The sequence below is a fragment of the Bacteroides thetaiotaomicron VPI-5482 genome (assembly GCF_000011065.1).
Lineage (GTDB): Bacteria > Bacteroidota > Bacteroidia > Bacteroidales > Bacteroidaceae > Bacteroides > Bacteroides thetaiotaomicron.
Window position 1 is genome coordinate 4,307,318 of sequence record NC_004663.1, and the last position, 24,553, is coordinate 4,331,870.

The 24,553-nt window shown below is 45.3% G+C and carries 14 protein-coding genes; 5 read left to right on the forward strand and 9 right to left on the reverse strand.

What is annotated here, in order from left to right; genetic code table 11:
• Positions 1–5 precede the first annotated feature (5 nt).
• The 5 genes from BT_RS16925 to BT_RS16945 all read right to left on the reverse strand — a co-directional run bounded on the left by BT_RS16925 (position 6) and on the right by BT_RS16945 (position 8,333).
• A complete protein-coding gene (locus BT_RS16925) occupies positions 6–410 on the reverse strand; it encodes a PaaI family thioesterase (protein ID WP_008767551.1) in 405 nt (134 codons plus the stop codon).
• Between the two features lie 305 nt (positions 411–715).
• Positions 716–1,726, reverse strand: a complete 1,011-nt coding sequence (locus BT_RS16930; RefSeq protein ID WP_008762945.1) for a DUF4973 domain-containing protein — start codon at positions 1,724–1,726, stop codon at positions 716–718.
• A 28-nt stretch (positions 1,727–1,754) separates the two neighbouring features.
• On the reverse strand, positions 1,755–3,794 hold the full coding sequence (locus BT_RS16935; protein ID WP_008767552.1) for a RagB/SusD family nutrient uptake outer membrane protein: 2,040 nt from the start codon (positions 3,792–3,794) through the stop codon (positions 1,755–1,757).
• A 22-nt stretch (positions 3,795–3,816) separates the two neighbouring features.
• Positions 3,817–6,900, reverse strand: a complete 3,084-nt coding sequence (locus BT_RS16940) for a SusC/RagA family TonB-linked outer membrane protein (RefSeq protein WP_008767553.1) — start codon at positions 6,898–6,900, stop codon at positions 3,817–3,819.
• Positions 6,901–6,923: 23 nt separating this feature from the next.
• Positions 6,924–8,333 carry an IPT/TIG domain-containing protein gene (locus BT_RS16945; protein ID WP_011108781.1) on the reverse strand — a complete coding sequence of 470 codons (1,410 nt, stop codon included), beginning with the start codon at positions 8,331–8,333 and terminating at the stop codon, positions 6,924–6,926.
• Between the two features lie 604 nt (positions 8,334–8,937).
• Here BT_RS16945 and BT_RS16950 point away from each other — a divergent pair.
• The 3 genes from BT_RS16950 to BT_RS16960 all read left to right on the forward strand — a co-directional run bounded on the left by BT_RS16950 (position 8,938) and on the right by BT_RS16960 (position 14,773).
• A complete protein-coding gene (locus BT_RS16950) occupies positions 8,938–10,140 on the forward strand; it encodes a glycoside hydrolase family 88 protein (RefSeq protein ID WP_011108782.1) in 1,203 nt (400 codons plus the stop codon).
• 82 nt (positions 10,141–10,222) lie between these two features.
• Positions 10,223–11,773 (forward strand): sulfatase family protein, encoded by a 1,551-nt coding sequence (locus BT_RS16955; protein WP_032841405.1) that lies wholly within the window; start codon positions 10,223–10,225, stop codon positions 11,771–11,773.
• Positions 11,774–11,911: 138 nt separating this feature from the next.
• Positions 11,912–14,773: a chondroitinase family polysaccharide lyase gene (locus BT_RS16960; RefSeq protein WP_011108783.1), complete on the forward strand. Its 2,862-nt coding sequence runs from the start codon at positions 11,912–11,914 to the stop codon at positions 14,771–14,773.
• Between the two features lie 123 nt (positions 14,774–14,896).
• Here the strand turns inward: BT_RS16960 and cysS are convergent, their stop codons facing one another.
• From cysS to BT_RS16975, 3 genes are all read right to left on the reverse strand, one after another.
• The gene (gene cysS / locus BT_RS16965) at positions 14,897–16,378 is read right to left on the reverse strand and encodes a cysteine--tRNA ligase (protein ID WP_008762954.1); all 1,482 of its coding nucleotides are present in this window, start codon (positions 16,376–16,378) and stop codon (positions 14,897–14,899) included.
• A gap of 103 nt (positions 16,379–16,481) precedes the next feature.
• Complete coding sequence (locus BT_RS16970; RefSeq protein WP_011108784.1) at positions 16,482–17,294, reverse strand: Cof-type HAD-IIB family hydrolase; 813 nt, start codon at positions 17,292–17,294, stop codon at positions 16,482–16,484.
• Positions 17,295–17,409: 115 nt separating this feature from the next.
• Complete coding sequence (locus BT_RS16975) at positions 17,410–20,493, reverse strand: DEAD/DEAH box helicase (protein ID WP_011108785.1); 3,084 nt, start codon at positions 20,491–20,493, stop codon at positions 17,410–17,412.
• Positions 20,494–20,548: 55 nt separating this feature from the next.
• Here BT_RS16975 and mnmA point away from each other — a divergent pair, with 55 nt between their 5' ends.
• Positions 20,549–21,658 (forward strand): tRNA 2-thiouridine(34) synthase MnmA, encoded by a 1,110-nt coding sequence (mnmA, locus tag BT_RS16980; protein WP_008767559.1) that lies wholly within the window; start codon positions 20,549–20,551, stop codon positions 21,656–21,658.
• 206 nt (positions 21,659–21,864) lie between these two features.
• Here the strand turns inward: mnmA and BT_RS16985 are convergent, their stop codons facing one another.
• On the reverse strand, positions 21,865–23,376 hold the full coding sequence (locus BT_RS16985; protein WP_008767560.1) for a GH3 auxin-responsive promoter family protein: 1,512 nt from the start codon (positions 23,374–23,376) through the stop codon (positions 21,865–21,867).
• 137 nt (positions 23,377–23,513) lie between these two features.
• On the opposite strand from BT_RS16985, the gene BT_RS16990 reads away from it, so the two are divergent.
• The gene (locus BT_RS16990) at positions 23,514–24,524 is read left to right on the forward strand and encodes an ATP-dependent 6-phosphofructokinase (protein WP_008767561.1); all 1,011 of its coding nucleotides are present in this window, start codon (positions 23,514–23,516) and stop codon (positions 24,522–24,524) included.
• The last annotated feature ends 29 nt before the right edge of the window (positions 24,525–24,553 follow it).

Genomic DNA, 24,553 nt, shown 5'->3' on the forward strand with positions numbered 1-24,553 from the left:
TCTGTCTACAGAGTAAAAGGTACTTTCTGATCTTTCCGGAAAACACTTGATTCGAATGTAGCGATCAAGTCTCCGTTCTGGTTAGTAATATCTATTTGATAGCAGCCGGTGCTTCGGCCGATATACCGTTCGCGTGCCTCGGCATAGAGGGTGTCGCCCGGACCGCTGGCACGCAGAAAAGTGATTGAGGATGAAAGAGAGAAAGCGAGTGTTCCGTGCGAATTGGCAGCTGCGGCGAGTGCCAGATCTGCCAGCGTGAAAATCGCTCCTCCTTGTGTCCGCGCTCCGGCATTAAGATGTTCGGGTTTTATTTCCAGTTTGGCTTTACTGTATCCTTCGCGTACTTCAAGCAATACTACGCCTGCATTTTCGGCGAACAGGTCCTTTTTAAAAAACTCTTGTGGGGTCATAATGATTAATTTTGAATTACTAATTTGAAACGTTGAATGATAAGTTATGAGAGCCGAATTAGCCTATAATTTAAAATTCAAGATTCTTCCGCAAATGTAATAAATATATTCCCATATATGGCTGTCGGATACTTACGTTTTTAGGGGGTATTATTCTTCATCAATCTCGAATACCTTATGACTGGTATGGTGTTTGCATTCGTATCATCTAATAAAAATGCTATATGGAGTATCCTGATAAAAGAAAGAGGAGATAAGCTTCTATGTTTAATCAAGTGCTTGTCTCCTCCTTTTTTAATTTTCTCTTACCATTCAATAGCTTGATCCTCATCCGGTATCAACGGGTTGATCTGGCGTTCCATTGTCATAGAACCTTTTACTTCGTAAGTTATCGGATAATCCGGATTGGAAGTGACATCCGTGTACTTATAACTCAGTTCCAGTGTGGTAAGGTGGCGTTCCATATATTTGATGGTCTCGTGCTGAATGATTCGTTTTTCATATTTGCATTCTCCCAATGGTCGGATATTGATTCCCGGTTCGCCTTCGTCACCGTACAATCTCAACTTTCCTTTAATAGTACCTTCCTCGTCCTCCGTTCCTTCTTCAAACTCGACGAATACTTTATACCTGGAGCGGTTCTCATCTTCCACCCACGTTGAACCGGCATAGAAGAAAATGGTATTCTCGTCCACTACGCGGGCTAAGCGCGTATCTACCTTAGCGGGATCGGTTGTCGTTCCTTCGATGTAGATGTTCATCAGCGTGGTGTTATACGTTCCGGAGTAGTCATTGAACAGATTGACTCCCAGCAGCGCTTTATAACGTCCCTTATATTTGTTTTGAACATAAGAAGGGTCTTCTTCAATAGTCAGCGGAAGTACGTATTTCTCATCCAGTTCCAACCCGTTAAAGTTGAAATGGATGGGGTAGAGCTGTATATTCTCTCCCGCAGGAATATGGCAAATGTTTGATTCAAAAGAATAATGCTGTTCTGCAAGGGGGACATACCAGAGGTCCTGACGACCTACGGGGAATTTTTCCTGGTTAAGTATTCGGAGCGTATCCTCATCCACGGCTATTTTTGCATCGATATTCCGACTGTTGCTTTTCGAGCCGCTGACAATGACCGGCAACTGGTATATTCCTGTTCCATCCGGCTGATAGCGTACATAAATTTCACTCAAGCCGTTGTCACCTAAAGGTGCCTTGAAAGAAAGCATCTGTGTGTAAAGTTCATCTTTCCACTCGTCATTGCATGCACTGAATGTTGCATACATCCCCAGTATCATTCCTAAAATATATAATTTTCTCATATTGATCTTTTGGTTTATAATGTTAACACTAATCATAATTCTGCCATCCGGGAGCTTGTGAGAGATTATTGTTGCGTTTCAGCTCATCGAAGCTGATAGGCCAGAAGTACTGTTTGCGTGAGAAAGAAGTCTGTAGTTCGGCCACTCTGACTGGCAGATAAAACATGTCCTTGTATTCTTCGTTCATCAGTGTATTGCAACCGTAGATTTGTTCTCCTTCATGTTCTTCGACAATTTTCCAACGACGCAGGTCATAGTAGCGTTGGGTTTCCGCAAAGAATTCGATCTGCCGTTCATGAACTATTTTTTCAAAGAATTTTTTCGGGTTTTCATATACTTCATCGCTATAGTCGGGGACTCCGGCACGCATACGGACAGGCTTAACTCCACGTCGCATCTGTTCTTTGTCACGGAAGATGTCGTAAGTCTGGCTTCCGTCCCATGAGGTCACCTGGTAGTGTGTCCCTTCGGAAATATTATTCAGTGCTTCTGCATACATTAGTAATATGTCGGCATAACGAAGTGTAGGTTCCACTTTTTGGTAGATAGAGCCTCCCCATTTGGCGCAATCGTTCGGATTTACATATTTCATGATGCCGATGCCCGTAATGCACCAGTTATCAGATCCATTGATACGACCGTCGGTTGCTCCGCGATAATACCAGATTTGTTTATTTCGTGAGTCTTTTCCTCCTTCTTCCTTAATGCTCAGTGCGTTCCATTGAGCTCCGTTGAAAGCTACGGAAGCATAGAAACGAGGTTCACGGTTGGTGTATCCCCACCATACTCCATTTTTTACATTGTCGTACTTGTGTTCATCTTTGTTTTCATCGTTTGTGAACTTCCCTTTCCATAATGTGTAGCATTCTTTGTCAAATGATGTACCATCTGCCATAGCGTATGCTTCACTCTGCTTCAGGGTCATTCCGTGTACGTTATATCCTCCAAAAGTTCCGGGCAGTTGATGCTTTACGAAATCTACCATCGTGTTGTCTGTTTTTAAGTCATTGCTGTCACCATTGGTTCCTCGGGTAAAAATAAGTTCCGGATTTTCGGCTGCATAGATATCTCCATTAAAAAGAGACCGATATGATTCAAATGGATCTATATTGGACCATCCTTCCGGAAAAGGCTTGTTACTGTATTCCTCATGATATGGCGGTTCAATAGTGGTTGGATAAGCCTCGTCTGTACTAACCGGGCGTCTTTCAAAAGTATAAAGTTTGTAGAGTCCGCTCATTTCCGAGTACTCGATCATGTCTCTGGCAGAAGCAGCGGCTTTTGCCCATTTCTCTTCATTGTATTCTTGTGGAATCAACTGTTGCCCGTCCTTGTTGGTGAAGTCTGCCATTTCCGTATTTCCGTTTACCAGCGGACTGGCAGCATAAAGGAAAACTTTGGCACGTACAGCCAACGCGGCCCCTTTAGTCGGGCGGGCAATGTTCAAGTTATCGCGTTTTTCGAACAGTTCGGTAGCTGCAATTTCCAGTTCCGAAGTGATGAATGACACGCACTCATCATAGGTTTTACGTGGGTAGGCCAGCTCGTCATACGATTTTGTATAGTCGGCTCCTTCCGGTGGTAGGATAGGTATCGGACCGAATTTTCTCAGCAGTAACCAGTAAAAATAGGCACGCAGAAAACGTGCCTGTCCTCTTACGTCCGTCACTTCCTCCGGAGTGAGATCTTCATTCTCATACAATTCATTCAGTAGAATGGAGGCTTGATAGATTCCGTCATACGACCATTTCCAAGCATTTTGGCCACCAGTGGAATTTAAATATTCGCCGCGCTTGAATTTAGCAAAACGATCTCCTCGTTCGTTGAATACTTGGTCGTCTGAGAAATTGAAAGGGCATACGTCACTGTGTCCCACCTCCAGATTATCTCCCTGCAGGCGACTGTAGCAGAATGACAGCCATTGAAGTGTATAGTCTTTGTCCGAGAAAATGCGTTCTGTAGATTGTTGGTCTCTGAAATAGCGATCTACATTTAGGAAATCGGAACAGGAAGTGAGTCCCAAGCCGAGTACCACTGCTCCCAATAAAATGTATTTATTTTTATTCATAACTTTTCTTTTAATGATTGTTTTAGATTCCTACTGTCAGTCCGATGGTCACTGTTCTGGATAACGGATATTGTTGTCCATTGGAACTACCCAGTTCCGGATCCCAAAGCTTAAAGTCGGAGAAGGTCAGCAGATTCGTTCCCATCAGGTAGAGGCGCACACGGTCCAAATGGAGTTTATTGACAAACCGTTTGGGGATGTTGTAACCTAATTCCACATTCTTTAAACGGATGTACGAACCGTTTCGCAGCCAGTAAGTAGAAGCACGATAGTTGTTGCTATTACCTCCATAACTCAGACGCGGGTATTTGGCATTCGGATCTTCGTTGGTTCCCAGCGACCAGTAGTTACCCACTACATCCGTCAGAATATTGCCCCATGACTTCTCTTGGAATGGATATACGGTGAATCCGTCTATGAAGAAGGATGACTTGCCGGCTCCTTGGAAGTGAACGTTGATATCAAATTCTTTCCATTGTGCAGATACACCGAACCCGTAAATCAGGTTAGGGCGGGTGGTCGCACCAATGGGCACTTCGTCATCTCCGTTAATGACTCCGTCACCGTTTACGTCCTTGTATTTGATGTCTCCCGGCATGATGCCTGAACCCTGTGAGGGTCTGTTGCGGATTTCTTCATAGTCCTTGAACAGCCCTTCGGCTATCAGACCGCGTGCCTGGTCTACACGGAATCCGTATTTCATCTTATACGGATAGCGGCTGTTCTCTTCGTCATACTCCTTGATTTCATTCTTACTATAGGTCATGTTGGCACGTACTGTAAGATCTACCTCACCTATTCTCTGCTTATAAGCGATATTACCGTCAAAACCTTCGGACAAGACAGATCCCACGTTAGCATAAGGTTTTGTTGTGATGTGATTCAGACCGATGATTTGAGGAAGGTAACTACGTACCATATAAATACCGTTGCGCTGTTCGTGGAAGTAGTCAATGCTGCCACTGAACTTATCATTGAACATAGAGAAGTCAAGTCCGAGGTCATGTTTCTTGGCTACCTCCCAAGTGATGCTGCTTGATGCAATTCTCGAATAGGTCAGTCCGGTATAATAATAATTACTGGTGCCGATATCACCGTAATAATAACCGTCTTCATCCCATGTCCCGAATTTCTCTACGTATGGGAAGCGGGTTCCCACATTGTCGTTACCTACCTTACCATATGAGTAGCGCAGCTTAAACATATTCAGCCATTTGAGATGTTTCTTGATGATTGACTCTTCAGCGATGTTCCATGCTACAGAATAGGCGGGAAAGAATCCAAACTGCTGACCTGAGGCGAAGTTCTCGGAACCGTTGTAACCGAAATTAAAGTCAAAGAAGTAGCGGTATTTCCATCCGTATGTGAAACGTCCTGCAAACCCCTGATGACGATTCTGAATACTCTGCACAATCTTCTCGTAGCTATCTGTATTGCCGTTGTGAGATGTATTGGTAGTCTTATCCTGAGAATACTTTAAAACGGCCCCTAGCATGTGGTCGCCAAACGTACGGTTATAGTGTAGCTCTGCCTCCAAGTATTCCTTCCGTTGTCCACTTGAATACATCGTTCCGTCCATCAGTTTCTGCGTCTCTATTCTTCTGAATTGCAGTTCTCCGTCGGAGGTACGCTGCCGTTCCGCTAACCAACTTTCCGGCCATTTGAAACGGTTGTCACCGTTATCCGTATATGTATCGAATCCGAAACGTCCGTAGAATTTTAATCCCTTTGTGATAAATTTCAAATCTTGTTCAAGATTAACCGTAGTCTGTATTTTATTCTTCCATGTTTCCTGATATCCCTGCTGGGTGGTCAGTACCCACGGATTTCTTCGTCCTTCACTACCGACTGCTGCCCATTTCCCGTCACTATACTGTACTGGAGAAGCGATGGGACTGTATCCCATTAGCGAGTGCCATATTTCATGATACTGGCTTCCCGGCAGGTTCTGCTTGTCCAAAGAACCCGATACGCCTACTTTTAGCAGCGTGGATTTTGTCAGGTCTATGTCTACATTCATGCGGTAGTTCCAGCGATGGTAGTTGGCATTGGTGTTATAGTCCGTCATTGCACGATCCGTTTCGTACATACCGCCTTCATTTACATAACTGGCAGAAATGAAATAACGGGCTACCGTACCACCTCCGGTCAAGTCTACAGTTGCGCGATAAGTGGGGGCACCGTCTTTCAGTATTAAGTTCATCCAGTCCACATTCGGGAAAAGATCCTGATCCAGCCCGTTTGCAAACAGTTCCAAGTCGCTTTCGCTATAGGCCGGAGCCTGACTACGACTAACCAAGGCTTCGTTCATCATGCGGGCATATGTTGGACCGTCCACAAATTCCGGAGTTCTGGTGCGTGTATTATACGAGGTTTCTACTTTGGCATTGACGCGGGTCTTCCCTTCCTTGCCGCGTTTGGTCGTGATCAAGACAACGCCATTTGCACCGCGTGAACCGTAAATGGCGGTTGCGGAGGCATCTTTCAACACGGAGAAGTCCTGGATATCTTCCACATTGATTTCATTCATATCACGTTCGAAGCCATCGACCAACACCAATGCACTGCCTCCGGCACCGAAAGTGGAGATACCGCGTATCCAGAACTCAGAAATATTGCTACCCGGCTGTCCGGAAGTCTGGCGGGCGAGTATACCGGCTACATTGCCTGCAAGAGCATTGGTGATGCTTGCCGTCGGAGTACGTAGCTGGGAAACGTCGACTGTGGTAACGGCACCTGTCACAGTTACCTTCTTCTGAGCACCGGTCCCTGTGACAACAACCTCGTCGATGACCGTTTCTTTCGTCTCTGCCATAACGATGTTAATGATTTTTTTGTCTTTGATAAAGATTTCCTGCTTTGTAAATCCCACATAGGAAAAAATCAAGTAAGAGTAATTGGGAACCTTGATCTTGTAACGTCCGTTTATGTCTGTTATCGCACCGAAGCCGGGCATATTTCTTGCTGTAACGTTCACGCCTATTAAAGGTTCGTTCTTTGGATCAGTGACGATTCCCGTCACCTCAATCGTCTCTTGTTCATTTTGAGCGTAGACTGTAGTTGTCCAGCCTACTATCAATAAAAATAGTAAGATTACATTTCTCATATTTACTTGTGTTTTAAATAGTATTATTCCGTTGTCATATAACGAATCCCTTTATTATCAATATCTCCAATATAGAACATATCTGTATCAGGGTCGTAAGCAAGACCGGCTGGCTGATTGAAACGTGCCTCATGCAATGGATTGCCGTCTACGTATCCCCATATTTTGCCGTCGGCGTTTTCGTTACTTCGTCCGGCTGCAAGAGACGCTACCCCATGAGGATCCAGTTTCCAGATGCAGTGATTTTCTCTGTCACAAAAATAGAAGTCATATTGGTCGTTGTCAGGACCAATTCCTTCGCCGTATTTCTCGTTTTTTACGAATACACCGAACTGTGGTTTGTTAAACCGGGCGCTTCCTCCCGTTCCTTCCTTGAAACTTTTATCGTTCATGTTTCCGGCAATGATGCTAGGATTACCGAATGTTTTTGCCACCGGATCATAATCGGCTCTGAACACTGCGCCAAAATTGTCGGAAAGCATATACATGAATTTATTGGACGGGTGCCTGAATAATATCGTATGTGAACCGCCCACTGCCGATATCTGACTCAGGCTAAAGGCAACTTCCGCATTCTCGTCGATATTGGGAATAGCCCCATTGCGTATCATTTTGTAGACTTTTCCCTCCCACCAGGTGGTGTAAAAGATGGTTCCGTCATCCATATACACTAAGCTATATGCTGTCCTGCCATAGTTGTAGGGACGAATTCGTCGAAAGTTTTCACGACGGAGAGAATAATAGATATTTGCCCGGGTGGTGTTGTCCTGACCGTGATCATCGGTAAATAGCAACGTGTCTCCGTCAGCACTGAATGTGAAAGAATACATTGTGCTATATCCCGTTCTTGGGAAGAGACGTTTTACAGTCCGTTCTGTCAGGTCTATTAGATGGAGACCGTCAGAATGGTTTGAAGAAAAAAGTAACCGGTTGTCCCCATCCTTGTACTTGGGGTCGAACACCATACAGTCATTGGAAGGAATAGAAGCTCCTTCATCGAACGAACCCTCTTGAAATGCAGAATTATTATCCTCGTCTACCTTACGTAGCAAGGTACCTACGATCGTTGCAGGAGTGTACTTGAATTCCTCTTCAAATGTATGTTCTGCAATAGGTTTGCCATCCGGACCATCTACACGAACATTGATTATTCCATCAAAAGCCTTGGAAGGAACCATGCAATAAATCTTTTTTCCATCGGCTCCGATGGTTTTGGTTTTTTCTCCACCGATCGTAATGTGAATTTTGGTGGGATCATTCCCGAAATTACTGCCTTCAATGTACAGGCGGGTTCGCATACCTCCCTCTTTAGGGCTAAAATCTGTAAATACTACTGGTTGAGATGGGTCATACTGATTAGAGTTGGCTTTATCATCTTTACAACCGATGAAGAATAAACAGCAGACAAGTACTGTTATTAGGTGGTTTTTCATAAATATAAATAATAAAATGGTTAAAGTGCATCCGAACAATAAATATTATTGCTTACAACGTTTGCCTATCTTTCTTATTATAAGCATAATATGTATCTAAATCTTTAGGAGTTTTAGGTATCCTTCACCTTGTTGATGTTGGCATGTTGTGCTCATAATATGTTGTAGATTTAAGTACAAATATCTATATATGTCTGATTCTCATCAACGAAGAGTTTGACTGAGAAAAGACATGGCAAAGCTAACTAAATAAGTAATTTCTTATTTAGTTTGCATAACTTTATGTAGGTGTGATGATGATAATTATAATTAACAATCAATCGGTTAATTACAAATAAATATAATAAAAATGTAGAAGAGTTAGAATGCCTTTTTTTTGAAATGACCAGAATATATTATATATTAGTCAGATTATTATAATTACATTTTCAATTACATTAAATAATTAAGCAGGCTTTTGGGGAATATCTGTGCAAATATGCCCTTCAAGGGAGAAATGTACCAAATTTGTCCCTGAATTGGATTATTTGGGACGGTCTATTCTATTTGAAAGTACTACTTTTGCCACCAGATAATTATTAACTTAACAAATAATCCATGTATTATGAAAACAATTCTTAGCGCATTGGGACTTTCGCTTCTGATCTTTACGAGTTGCGGTGGACAAAAAAAGGTTGAAGTCGATTTTATTCAGGACAACATCGACAACGCTGTAGCACAAAACACAATTCAGACAGACATTATCGAGAAATCCGGTAAAATTCTGAATCCAAGAACCATCAATGCAGATGGTAGTATCTCCTATATACCTATTGATGACTGGTGCTCCGGTTTCTTTCCGGGCAGCATGTGGCTGACTTACAATCTGACAGGGGATAAAAAGTGGTTGCCTTTGGCAGAAAAATACACAGAAGCCCTCGATTCTGTGAAATATCTGAAGTGGCATCACGATGTCGGCTTTATGATCGGGTGCAGTTATCTTAACGGTTACCGTTTTGCAGATAAAAAAGAATATAAGGATGTGATTGTAGAAGCCGCAAAATCATTGTCTACCCGTTTCCGTCCGGGAGCAGGCGTTATCCAGTCATGGGATGCCGATAAAGGCTGGCAGGGAACACGCGGATGGAAATGTCCGGTGATTATCGATAATATGATGAATCTGGAATTGCTGTTTGAAGCTACGGCTTTTTCCGGTGACTCTACCTTTTACAATATAGCAGTGAAACATGCGGATACAACGATGGCCCACCATTTCCGCCCGGACAACAGTTGCTATCATGTGGTAGACTACGATCCCGAAACAGGAGAAGTACGTAAGAGACAAACAGCACAAGGATATGCGGACGAATCATCATGGGCTCGCGGACAGGCTTGGGCATTATACGGTTATACCGCTTGCTATCGCTATACAAAAGACAAGAAGTATCTCGATCAGGCACAGAAGGTGTATAACTTCATCTTTACCAATAAGAACCTGCCGGAAGACCTCGTTCCTTACTGGGATTACGATGCTCCGAACATTCCGAACGAACCTCGTGACGCTTCTGCAGCCGCATGTACGGCTTCTGCTCTGTACGAACTCGACGGTTATCTGCCGGGCAATCACTATAAGGAAACCGCTGATAAGATCATGGAAAGCCTCGGCTCACCGGCTTATCGCGCCAAAGTGGGTACGAATGGAAATTTTATATTGATGCACTCTGTAGGCAGTATCCCTCACGGCCAGGAAATAGATGTGCCTTTGAACTACGCTGACTATTACTTCCTGGAAGGATTGATGCGCAAAAGAGACCTGGAAAAGAAGTAAGAACTGCCTTGCTTGTACTTTAGCCGGATATGTGCATATATTAGTCTCTTCCGGTGCATTAACTGTTATTCTTTATATCATGATAAACAAATCAGTAAACTTATTGATGGGAGGCTTGACCCTCTTTGCAGCGCAAGGCTGTAAAGCCCCCAAGCAGGTGGCAGAGCAGGCAGAACATCCAAACATCATCTATGTATTTCCTGATCAGTATCGCAATCAGGCAATGGGCTTCTGGAACCAGGAAGGTTTCAGAGATAAAGTAAACTTCCGGGGAGACCCCGTGCATACTCCTAACATAGATACTTTCGCACGTGAATCTATGGTGCTGACTTCCGCTCAAAGCAACTGTCCGCTGAGCAGCCCCCATCGTGGAATGTTGCTGACCGGTATGTATCCGAATCGCAGTGGTGTACCTTTGAACTGTAACTCTACACGTCCTATCAGCTCTTTGCGTGACGATGCGGAGTGCATAGGCGACGTATTCAGCAAGGCCGGTTATGATTGTGCTTATTTCGGTAAACTTCACGCTGACTTCCCGACCCCGAATGATCCGGAGAATCCGGGACAATATGTAGAAACACAGCGTCCGGTGTGGGACGCTTATACGCCGAAAGAGCAGCGCCACGGTTTCAACTATTGGTATTCGTACGGCACGTTTGACGAACATAAGAACCCGCATTATTGGGATACGGACGGCAAGAGGCATGATCCGAAAGAATGGTCACCGCTCCATGAGTCGGGCAAAGTTGTTTCTTATCTCAAGAATGAAGGAAACGTGCGTGATACGAAGAAGCCATTCTTCATCATGGTGGGAATGAACCCGCCGCATAGCCCATACCGTTCGCTGAACGATTGTGAAGAACAGGACTTCAATCTTTATAAAGATCAACCGCTGGACAGTCTGCTGATTCGCCCAAACGTAGATCTGAATATGAAAAAAGCGGAATCCGTCCGTTACTACTTTGCTTCTGTGACCGGAGTAGACCGTGCTTTCGGACAGATTTTGGAAGCACTGAAACAATTGGGATTGGATAAAAATACAGTAGTCATCTTTGCTTCCGACCATGGCGAAACAATGTGCAGCCAGCGAACGGACGACCCTAAGAACTCTCCCTATTCCGAATCTATGAATATTCCGTTCCTGGTTCGTTTCCCCGGTAAGATTCAGCCCCGGGTAGATGATTTGTTGCTTTCTGCTCCCGACATTATGCCTACCGTACTCGGCTTGTGCGGTCTGGGGGATTCGATTCCTTCCGAGGTGCAGGGACGCAACTTCGCACCTCTTTTCTTCGATGAAAAGGCGGAAATTGTTCGTCCGGCAGGTGCGTTGTATATTCAGAATCTGGATGGAGAGAAAGATAAGGATGGATTGGTGCAATCTTATTTCCCCTCTTCGCGCGGCATTAAGACGGCTCGCTATACATTGGCTCTGTATATCGACCGGAAGACGAAACAGCTAAAGAAAAGTCTGCTGTTTGATGACGTAAACGACCCTTATCAGCTGAATAATCTGCCTTTGGATGAAAATAAGGAAGTTGTGGAGCAACTTTATCGTGAAATGGGAACAATGCTGAAAGAAATCGACGATCCGTGGTATACGGAAAAGATTCTTTCGGACCGTATACCTTACTGATACCGTATACTAATACGGTTTGTATGACACCCGGGTCTCATACATACCGACACCCGGATCTCATACATGCTGACACCCGGGTGTCGTGCATCCTGACACCCGGGTGTGGTAAGAACTGCCTTTAAACAATTAATGATCATGAAAGCTGTTTGTTTTATATTTCTGTTCTTGTTTTGTTCTTTGTCCTCTTATGCGCAGGTCATAGGGTTTGAAGAAAAGGTTCCCGAGACGTTCAAAGTTTCGGGGAAAGGTGAAGTGAAACTTTCTTCTCTTTTCTATAAAGAGGGAGAAAGCAGTCTGGAATGGGATTTCCAACCTGCCTCGACACTGGACGTTCAGATAGAACCTTTATCGCTGAATGCCAAAAAGGAACAGCAATTTGGTATTACCCTGTGGATATATAACGAGAAACCCCAACAGGACTCTATCCGTTTTGAGTTTCTAAATAAGGCGGGTGAAGTCTCTTATTGGTTCACGTATCATCTGCAAGCGGCAGGCTGGCGGGCTTGCTGGATATCTTTCGCCTACATGAACGGGGATAAGAAAGATAAAAATATAGTTTCTTATCGTCTGGTCGCTCCCGACCGTAAAGGGCGCATCTTTCTGGATCGCCTGACCTTTCCGGAAAAGAAGATGAACCTGCGCACGACACCGGACCAACAACTGCCAGCTAACAACGGTCTTTCCAATCGTGACCTCTGGCATTGGTGTCTTGTATGGAAGTGGGAACAGCAGTCTTATGATGTCCCCTTGCTTTCTAAACTGACAACTCGGCAAAAGAAGGACTTGAAAACAATCGAACAACGCCTGACTGAATTTCTCGATGTGAAGAAAGCTCCCCAAGGACAGATCAACGCTGCAAGGAAGACTTTTGAAAGAGCTGCCATTGCTCCCTCCGCAGCCGGGACCGGCTTTACCGGAACTCCTGTTGTAGCACCGGACGAGCAAGACAAGAAGAAAGGGGAGATGTCATGGAATGATATCGAAACGATGCTTGCCGGTTTTGCATACGATGCCTTCTACAATCAGAATGAGACATCGAAGAAGAACTATTTTACCGTATTCGACTATGCAATGGATCAGGGATTCGCTTTTGGCAGCGGCATGGGGACGAATCATCATTACGGCTATCAGGTACGTAAAATATATACTACCGCCTGGCTCATGCGGGACGCGATTTATAAACATCCTCACCGGGATGCCTATCTATCCACTTTACGTTTCTGGGCTGCTTTACAGGAGACTCGTCAACCGTGTCCGCCGGAGCGGGATGAATTACTGGATTCATGGCATACGCTCTTGATGGCAAAGTTTATCTCCGCCATGATGTTCCCCGATGCAAGAGAACAGGAACAGGCTTTGAATGGTTTGTCGCGCTGGTTGTCTTCATCGCTGAATTATACTCCGGGCACTCTCGGCGGTATCAAAGTAGATGGAACGACCTTTCATCACGGAGGTTTCTATCCCGGCTATACAACCGGAGTACTGGCTACCATCGGTCAATTTATCGCTCTCACCAACGGGACTGGATTTGAACTGACGGAAGAGGCACGTCAACATATCAAGTCTGCCTTTCTCGCCATGCGCAATTATTGTAACCTTTACGAATGGGGGACAGGCATTAGCGGTCGCCATCCTTTTGGCGGAAAGATGGGAAGCGATGATATAGAAGCATTTGCCAATATTGCATTGTCAGGAGACTTGTCCGGTCAGGGAAATACATTCGATCATGGACTGGCCGCCGATTATTTGCGTCTGATACGTGATCGGAATACAAGGAATGCACATTTCTTCAGAAAAGAAGGTATTCAGCCTGCACAGGCTCCCCACGGTTTTTTTGTTTATAACTATGGATCGGCAGGTATTTTCCGCCGTGCAGACTGGATGGTGACACTGAAAGGATATACCACAGATGTATGGGGTGCTGAAATCTATGCGAAAGATAATCGTTACGGACGTTATCAAAGCTACGGATCGGTACAGATTATGGGAAAAGGAAATCCCGTCTCCCGTGCCGGAAGTGGTTTTGTACAGGAAGGATGGGACTGGAACCGTCTGCCCGGTACGACTACCATTCATCTTCCTTTTGAACTCTTGGACAGTCCCCTGAAAGGTACGACGATGGCACGGTCTACGGAAAACTTTTCCGGAAGCAGCTCTTTAGGCGGCATGAACGGAATGTTTGCAATGAAACTGACGGAACGTGATTATGAGAACTTTACTCCCGACTTTGTAGCCCGTAAATCCGTCTTCTGTTTTGATAACCGGATGATCTGCCTCGGAACAGGCATCACGAACAGCAATGCTGACTATCCTACGGAGACCACTCTCTTCCAGACGAAATTTAACGGCAAAGAGCAGAAGACAGGTAAGGATAACTATTGGTTGCACGACGGCTATGATAATTATTATCATGTAGTTGACGGAACCCTTCGTTCACAGATAGCCGAACAGGAGTCGCGTCATGAGAAAACCCGCGAAAAGACTACAGGAACATTCTCTTCTGCCTGGATTGAACATGGCAACGCCCCGAAGAATGCTACTTATGAATATATGGTACTGATTCAGCCTTCAGCTTCGGATTTGGATGAACTGAAGAAAACGCCTGCATACGAAGTATGGCAACGTGATCAGACTGCGCATATTGTCTATGACAGGAAAACGGGTATAACCGGATATGCTGTTTTTGAAGATTACCGGTCTGCTGACGATAAGCTGGTGGTTGCTTCCATTCCTGCGGAAACGATGGTCATGTATGCGGCAGAGGGAAAAAAGGCGATTCGTCTCAGCGTCTGTGACCCAAACTTGAATATTGCGGAAAAGACGTATACGACAAAAGAACCGAGCCGCCCTATTCGTAAAATAATAGAGCTGAAAGGACGCTGGAGTTTCTTGGAGACACCGGCGAATGTAAAGCTTGAATATAAAGGTGCCCATACGATACTGGATGTAACTTGTCAGCATGGACAACCGGTGGAAATGATTCTTGAAAATAAATGAAGAGAGAATTTAAATAGGTATTGATGTTTGTGTTTCATACCTTGAAAGAGGGTCGGTTCAGCGAAGAATCGACCCTCAGTTTTATATGCGGTTAATGAGACAGTTTGCTAGGGAGAACTTGAATTACTTGTTTAATCTCCATTCGAAACCATCTTTTGTATCTTTCACTTCAAATCCGAGTGCAGTCAATGTATTACGGATTTCGTCGGAAGTAGCCCAGTCTTTGTTGGCTTTTGCTTTCATGCGTTGTTCAAGAAGCATATCAACGACTTTGCCATAAGCGGCTTCGCGACCGTCGGAAGAACCTTTCTCTTCTTTCAGCCCCATGATGTCGAAGCAGAACAGGTGGAAAGTTTCTTTCAGGTCTTTCAGATCTTCTGCGGAGATCGTTGCATTTCCTGCGTTGATATTATTGATGATGCGGGCACCTTCGAAAAGCTGTGCGATGACAATAGGAGTATTCAAGTCGTCATTCATAGCTTCGTAGCATTTAGCACGCAGCTCTTTCACGTTGATACCTTCCGAAGTTGTTGCGGCCGGAGTGATCTTGTCGAGTCCTTCGATTGCTTCTATCAAACGTTGCAGCCCTTTTTCCGAAGCTTGCAATGCTTCGTTACTGAAGTCTACAGTGCTGCGATAGTGAGCTTGCAGGATGAAGAAACGGATGGTCATCGGAGTGTAGGCTTGTGCCAGCAACTTGTGAGTACCGTTGAAGAATTCATCCAGCGTGATGAAGTTGCCGAGTGATTTACCCATCTTCGTACCGTTGATGGTAATCATGTTGTTGTGCATCCAGTAGTGAACCATGTCATCGCCTTGCGAAGCTACCGACTGTGCGATCTCACATTCATGATGCGGGAAGATCAGGTCCATTCCTCCTCCGTGAATATCGAAGTGCTCGCCCAGATACTTGCGTCCCATGGCGGTACATTCGGCATGCCATCCGGGGAAACCGTCGCTCCATGGAGAAGGCCAGCGCATGATGTGTTCCGGCTGCGCTTTTTTCCAGAGGGCGAAGTCGGCGGGATTACGTTTTTCGCTTTGTCCATCGAGGTCGCGGGTGGTATTCAGTACGTCGTCCAAGTTGCGCCCTGAGAGTTTGCCGTAATGATAATCCTTGTTATATTTAGCTACGTCAAAGTAGACGGAACCTTCGCTTTCGTAAGCGTATCCGGCGTCCAGAATCTTCTGTACGAGCTGGATTTGTTCGATAATGTGACCCGAAGCGTGCGGTTCGATGCTGGGAGAAAGTACATTCAGTGCTTCCATTGCCTTATGATAGCGGTTCAGGTAATACTGAACAACTTCCATAGGCTCCAATTCTTCGAGACGGGCTTTCTTGGCTATTTTGTCTTCTCCTTCGTCAGCATCATGCTCCAGATGACCGACATCGGTAATATTGCGTACATAGCGTACTTTATATCCTAAATGAGTCAGATAACGGAAGAGTACGTCAAATGTGATGGCGGGACGGGCATGTCCCAAGTGAGCATCACCGTATACTGTCGGTCCGCATACATACATGCCTACATGCGGTGCGTGAAGCGGTACGAACAATTCTTTCTTTCTATCTAACGTGTTGTAAATGGTAAGTTGATGTTCCATAACATTTTATATTTGTTCTATTGGAAGTGCAAAGTTAGAATAAATAATTGATTTCAACTTAACTTGCAAGGGATTTTGTCTGATCTGCTGAAGGAAGAATGCCTTATGGGACGTTGAAGATTCTCTCTATCGCTTCCGCAACCCCATCTTCGTCATTAGTCAGTGTAATGTAGTCGGCAGCCTTCTTCACAGGCTCCTGCGCGTTGCCCATTGCTACGCCCATACCAGCAAATTTGATCATCGACAGGTCATTGTAGCCATCGCCTATAGCTATCACTTCCTCGCGTGTCATTCCTATATTTTCCAACAGGACGCTGAGGGATAAAGCCTTGTCGATACCTTGCGGAACCAACTCCAGGAAATAAGGTTCCGAACGGAAGACATTGATCTTTCCTTGCAGGCGGATACAAAGCTCGGATTCTACAGGAATTAGCTTGCCGGCATCTCCGACGATGAGGCACTTGGCTACTGGGAGGGTGATGTCAGTCAGGAAGTCGTTTGTTTCCCGTATCGCCATTTTATTGAGGAAGGCTTCTTTTTGTACGTATGGATCCAACGAGTTTTCGGTCACTATTTCTGCTCCGTCGTAAGTCAGTATGCTTAGATGATTGGTGCGGGCACATTCGTAGAGTACCGGAACGACTTCGTTGGGCAGTACATTCTCGTACATCATTTCTTTGCTTTCCCAGTTGATGATTTCCCCACCGTTATAGGACAGGATAAATCCGCCGAACTCATTCATGCGTAACTCGTTGGCGAGCGGTACGATGCCATAAGTCGGTCGCCCTGATGCAAGGACCAGACGGATACCTTGTTCTTGTATGCGTATCAGCGTTTCCCGGTTGCGGGAAGAGATTTCTTTTTTAGAATTGGTGAGTGTGCCGTCGAGGTCGAGCACTATGAGTTTGTATTTCATGTCGCATTGTTTTGGGTTGCAAAGATAGGAGAAAATGGATGACTACAAAGTGCGTGGTAATTAAAATATGCTTAGATTATGCACTTTTATGGTGCAATAGTGAGATGTTTGATTGTTATTTCAGCAAATCCGCCCACTGCTCATTGCTCAGTGCAGGCAGTGCCTCACTATCCGTAATAAATGTTTCTGCCAGCCTCCTCTTGTCCTCCTGTAGTTGGAGAATCTTTTCTTCGATACTATTCTGAGTGATAAAACGATAGGCGATAACCTGTTTATCCTGACCGATACGATGTGCACGGGCGATGGCTTGTGACTCGGCAGCAGGATTCCACCAAGGATCGATGATAAATACATAATCGGCTTGTGTAAGGTTAAGGCCGACTCCTCCTGCTTTCAAAGAAATAAGGAATGCCTGCACATCCTTTTGCTCGGTGAAATGGGCGATTTCGGAAGGTCGGTTGTTGGTGGAACCGGTCAGCAGAGCATACTTCCAACCCCGTTGGCGGAATACCTCGGCAAGTATCTCCAAATGCCGGACAAAGGAAGAAAAGATAAGTACCTTATGTCCTTCACTTCTTAGTGTGTCAAAGGTATCGATGATTTGTTCCGTTTTTCCCGATACCCCGTCGAAGTCGGGAAAGATAAGCTGCGGATGGCAAGCCAGTTGACGGAGACGCAGGATACCGTTCAGGATGCTGAACATATGGTATCTGTCTTTGTTTTCGGGTTGCTGGAGTAATATGTTGCGGAGGCTGTTTTTCTCCTGTTCGTAGCTCTCACCCTGCTTTTCGGACATGGCGCAATAGATCGTTTCTTCGGTAAGCGGGGGAAGTTCCGGCGCTACCTCGCTTTTGCTTCTGCGAAGGATAAACGGAGCGATGATCTGTTGCAGCCTTTTCTCCATACGGACGTTTCCTTGCCGGATCGGAATGATAAACTGCTTATGAAAAGTGCTTTCTTCTCCTAACAGGTCCGGTTGCAGAAAACGGAACTGTGCCCACAAATCTTTGAGAGAGTTCTCGATAGGCGTACCGGTAAGTGCAATCCGGTGCTTGCCTTGCAACTGGATGACCGAACGGAAAGTAAGGGAATCATTGTTCTTGATATTCTGACTCTCATCAAGTACGATGTATTCGAATGTGTAGGAGCGGAGAATATCAATGTTATTCCTCATCATCCCATAAGTCGTGAATATCAGATGGAAATGATTGAAGAACTTCTCCGGATGTCCTTTGGGAAACGCGGTGTTGCTGTTATATTCCGCTATCGCAAGAGTCGTGAAGCGTTTAGCCTCTCTTCGCCAGTTGTGGAGCAGGGAGGTGGGGACAACGATCAGAGTGGCAGGCTTACGGGAGTTCTTTCCGTGTTCCTGTCTGTGATCATCTTCTTTCGGTCTGTTTTTCTCTCTGATTTCCCGTGCGTCCGGCAGCAGCTCATCTTCGGAGGAAAACGAGAATAAGGAGAATTGTCCTTCGGCATCTGCTATCTGCTCTCTGACGGGAGGATTGTTGGCAGTACATTCCTTGTCCGGCTGACTGTCGGAAGCTGTGGTTTCTGTAAATACGGGCTTCATAGGAGCAGTGACCGCATCAGGAGAAAGCGGTTTGTATATATATTGCAGCAGCGTCAGCGTCTGAAGCGTCTTTCCAAGTCCCATATCATCTGCCAGGCAGCCGCCGAATCCTTGCTTGTTCAGCTGTACCATCCATGAGAATCCTTTCTGCTGATAGGGTCGTAGTTTCGCATTCAGTCCTTGGGGAACAGGAACATTGCGTATCTCTCTCTTGAAAAGCAGGTTTTTAGGCCCGTTTTCTTCTAAAGCCGATTGTACGGCACCGACAAAGGTCGGTTTCAGACGAATCCCTGTCTCCGTCTGGGTGCCCAGTTCCAACAGGTTTCCGTATTTGCTGAACCATTCTTCCGGTAAAAGAATCATGCGTCCGTCCGGTAACAGAAATTCTCTTTTCTCTTCAAGGATGTGCTTGCGGAAGCGTGAGAAAGGGATACGCAGATTGCCGATGACTACCGTGATATGTAGCTCAAACCAGTCGGGTTCGTCATCACAACTCTGTTCGATGCGGATTTCGTCCAGACAGTAAGGAGTATTCCCCATGTTTCCTGTCAGCAGAAAAGACTGTTGGAGCATCTCCCGATATGTACTGATCCATTCGGTAATTGTCTTTTCGGGTGCATCGGGCGACAGCTTGAAATGAACGTCGCTGACTCGTTGCAAGCCGGAATCTGTTAACATCCGGAGCTTCTCTTCTTCGGCATCGCTATCCCGACGGAAAAAGAATATCTCGCCGAAATCGTTCCGGTAAATGATCTTCTTCATTTCGGTCACGGTGTCGGGAGTAAATGACTGGTCACCATAACGGAAGCTAAGCCGCAACATCTGTTCGTCGTAAATGGTATCTTCAAGAGACAGGACAGCTTCGCAGGCATACGTCTCTTCAATGATATTCAGTCCCTGAGTCGTGATTTCATGATAGCGTGCTATTGGAATGACGATGTTATCGATGTATTTCTCGATTTGGGAAGCAGGGACGCTGATTTTCTTTTTCTTGGTAAAGGGCAGAATGCGTACGCTCTCAATATGCGGAAAGAAGTACAGCTCCATTCCCAGTAAGAGGGCAGACGGTGAGGAGGTCAGCACGATAACAGGCTTCTGCTCACTTAATGAGAGCGGCTGCCCGTCATAATAGCATTGCAGCTGGTAGCGGAAATTGGTCTCATCGGCAAGAAACGTAAAACGGATTTCCACGTCATGAGGATGCACATGATAGGCATGATGCGCATATAGCAGTTTGCTTCCGACCTGTTTCTGATACAGAGGAAGATTATGATGGCGTATCAATGTCAGCATCTCCTGCATTTTTTTCTCGATGAATGGGCGGATATTGTTCTTTACCCGCTCCGGATCTTCGGATAATTTGCGCAGAAAACGGGATACTGTTTTCTCACGCGAATAGATCCCCATCAGATATTTCTCTGTATAATGAGAGGCGATGTCGATAGCTTGTTGCTCGGCCTCGTTCATCCGGCTGATTGCTTCGGGTGAAGCGTGAAAAGCCTGTTCAATGAGTTGGTATGTACCGTCGTCAGATTTCTCTGCCATATAAGGAATCAGTAGTGTGCCGAACGTCAGATGTTCGGTTAAAACGATGATAACTTGTCCGGTATTTGCTTTCTCTTCCATTCTCTTTAGGCTTTAACAAACAAAGATACGGGAAAATCCTTAATTTTGCAGCATGATGGAAGAAAACAAACGAGTATTGTTAGGAATGAGCGGCGGTACGGACAGTTCCGTAGCTGCCATGCGATTGCTGGAAGCCGGATATGAGGTGACCGGAGTTACTTTCCGTTTCTATGAGTTGAACGACTCGACCGAATATCTGGAAGATGCCCGCCATCTGGCAGAGCGTTTGGGAATCCGTCATATCACGTATGATGCCCGCGAGATATTCCGCAAACAGATTATCGAATATTTTGTGCATGAATATATGGTGGGGCATACTCCTGTGCCCTGCACATTGTGCAATAACTATCTGAAATGGCCTCTTCTATCCAAAATTGCCGATGAAATGGGGATTTTTTATATTGCTACGGGGCATTATGTACGGAAAGTAAAGGTGGATGATACCTGTTATATAACTTACGCTGCCGATTCGGACAAGGATCAGACCTTTTTCTTATGGGGACTCAAACAGGATATTCTTCGGAGAATGTTGCTTCCGATGGGAGATATTACCAAAGTGGAAGCACGTGCCTTTGCTGCTGAACGGGGATTTCAGAAAGTGGCGGTGAAAAGGGACAGTTTGGGAGTTTGCTTTTGCCCGATGGATTATCGAAGCTTTCTGAAAATGTGGTTGGTCAGCAATTGTCAGCCGCAGGTCAGCGTAGGTCAGCCCCAGGTCAGTGCAGGTCAGACTTGGTCAGCGGAGGTCAGACGTGGACGATTTGTCGATGAAAAGGGAGATTTTATAGCCTGGCACGAGGGTTATCCTTTTTATACCGTCGGACAACGGCGTGGCTTGGGCATTCATTTGAATCGTGCCGTCTTTGTGAAGGAAATTCGCCCGGAAAAGAATGAAGTAGTACTCGCTTCCCTACAGGCTTTGGAGAAAACAGAGATGTTACTTAAAGATTGGAATATTGTTAATCGGGAACGTTTGTTAGGGCATGCGGATATCATTGTGAAGATTCGCTATCGGAAACAGGAAAATCATTGTACCGTGACAGTTACACTAGATAATTTCCTGCATGTACAACTTCACGAACCGTTGACGGCAATCGCATCCGGGCAGGCTGCTGCCTTCTATAAAGATGGTTTGTTGCTAGGCGGTGGAATCATTGTAGAATAATCATTGCTTCAGTCTCCTATAAAGTTTGAAAAAGTAAAAATCATCTGCCATCTGCAACAGAATCGACTCATCTTATTCTTTATTTTTTGCTTATAGCGTTGTAGATACCAGTTGCAAGCTGGTAATACAAAAAAGTCCCACAGTGCATATTATGTACACTGTAGGATACTTTCTGTCATATAATGATTTAATTTGTTCGGATAACTTTATTCGTTGTTCAGCACCAGCATTGACTCTATATATTCGCGTGTATTGCTTAATCTGGGCACTTTGTGCTGTCCACCTAATTTTCCCTTCCTTGCCAGCCAGTCATGGAACAATCCCGGACGCGCAACGATGACTTCCAGTGGTTGCAGAGCAATATCTTTCCAACGCTTCGCCTCATAGTCTGAATTTACTTCTTTCAATGTAGCATCAAGTATTGCGGCAAATTTCTCTACGGAATCCGGCATCTTGGCAAATTCTATCAGCCATTGATGACGGCATTTGGCGTGTTCGTCCATAAATACCGGTGCTGCAGAGTATTCGCAAACCTGCGCTCCCGTCTCGGCACAAGCTTTAGCCAGGCCTTTTTCGGCATTATCTACAATCAGTTCTTCTCCAAAAGCATTGATGAAATGCTTCGTACGTCCTGTGATGACGAACTTATATGGGTTCTTGTTGGTAAACTTCACCGTATCACCGATCATGTATCGCCACAATCCGCAGGACGTAGAAATCACCATTGCGTAATTCTTGTTAAGTTCCACCTCTTCGAGGCAGTAAGCACGTGGATTTTCCTTATCAACTTCTTCCAGCGGAACGAACTCGTAGAAAATACCGTAGTCGATCATCAGCAACATGGCAGGGTCCGAAAGATCGTTCTGCGTACCAAAGTATCCTTCGGAAGCGTTGTAGGTCTCTACATAATGCATCATCTTTGAGTGAATCACCTGTTTGTACTGCTCACGATAAGGGGTGAAAGCCACTCCGCCGTGGAAGAATACTTCCAGATTCGGCCACACTTCCTCCAGAGTTTGTTTGCCGGTCTTTTCGAGAATACGCTTGATAAGTACCAGCATCCATGAGGGTACACCGGACAAACTGGTCACATTGACCGGAATAGTACTGTTGGCTATCGCTTCTATCTTGGTTTCCCATTCGCTCATCAAAGCGATTTTCTTGCTCGGCACACGAATGAAATTGATTAACGGATTGACGTTCTGAATCAGAATCGCCGACAAGTCTCCCACCAAACTATGGTTGGAGTTGAGGTTCGGACTATGGCTGCCTCCCAGAATCAACCCTTTTCCCGAGAAAAAGTGGCTGTCCGGATTGATGCGGAAGTAAAGTGCCGCAGCATCTTTACCGCCTCTATAGTGAATGTCTTCCAGAGCTTCTTTGCTGACAGGCAGGAATTTGCTTTTATCATTGGTCGTTCCGGATGATTTGGCAAACCAGCGTATTTCCGATGGCCAAAGCAGATTCTGTTCCCCCGCCCGCAAGCGTTCTACATAAGGTTTTATTTCCTCATAAGTCTGTATTGGAAGGCGGTTTCTGAAATCCTCATAGCTACGGATGGAGGCGTAGTCGTACTTTTTTCCCCACTCTGTCTGTGCAGCTTGGTTCACTAAGCGACTCAGCACACGGTGCTGTATCTCACTAGCCTGACTAGCATAAAGGTCTATTTGTTTTAAACGGGAATCGAAAGTCTTACTAATAATCTTTGTAATATTCATTTCTGCTTTAACATAATAATGTTTAGTCGTGCAAAAGTAACCTTATTTATCTTTTTTTTCTATCTTTACGACGGAAATAATCGTTAAAATTTGGCGACTTTTCTTGAATCCCGAGTTTCTGACTAAAAAAAACGACAATGAGAATTGGAATCCTGACTTCCGGAGGAGACTGCCCCGGTATAAATGCCACTATCCGTGGCGTGTGCAAAACTGCCATCAATCACTATGGGATGGAAGTAATAGGAATTCATAGTGGTTTTCAAGGTTTGCTGACAAAAGACATCGAATCCTTTACTGATAAATCCTTATCCGGATTGTTGAACCAAGGGGGTACAATGCTGGGTACTTCGCGCGAGAAACCTTTTAAAAAAGGAGGCGTCGTCTCGGATGTCGACAAGCCGGCACTGATTCTTCAGAATATTCAGGAAATGGGACTGGATTGTGTCGTCTGCATCGGAGGAAACGGAACGCAGAAAACTGCCGCTAAATTTGCCGCAATGGGCGTCAACATCGTATCGGTCCCCAAAACCATTGATAATGATATTTGGGGAACGGATATTTCCTTTGGATTTGACTCCGCCGTGAGCATCGCTACGGATGCCATCGACCGCTTGCATTCTACCGCCAGCTCGCACAAAAGGGTGATGGTTATTGAAGTGATGGGGCATAAAGCCGGCTGGATTGCCCTGTATTCGGGCATGGCGGGTGGCGGCGACGTCATTCTTGTCCCCGAAATCCCTTACAACATCAAGAATATAGGAAATACAATCCTCGAAAGGCTGAAAAAAGGCAAACCCTATTCCATCGTAGTGGTGGCAGAAGGCATCCTGACGGATGGCCGGAAACGTGCCGCGGAATACATCGCACAGGAAATAGAATATGAAACGGGCATCGAAACACGTGAAACCGTATTGGGATATATTCAGCGTGGCGGTTCGCCTACTCCTTTCGACCGTAACCTGTCTACCCGCATGGGAGGACACGCGACAGAATTGATTGCCAATGGACAATTCGGACGTATGATTGCCTTAAAAGGAGATGACATTTCGTCTATCCCTCTTGAAGAAGTTGCCGGTAAATTGAAGTTGGTAACTGAAGATCACGATTTAGTGATTCAGGGCCGCCGCATGGGGATTTGTTTCGGTTAACTTATAATTTACTCTTTTGTCGTTAGGAT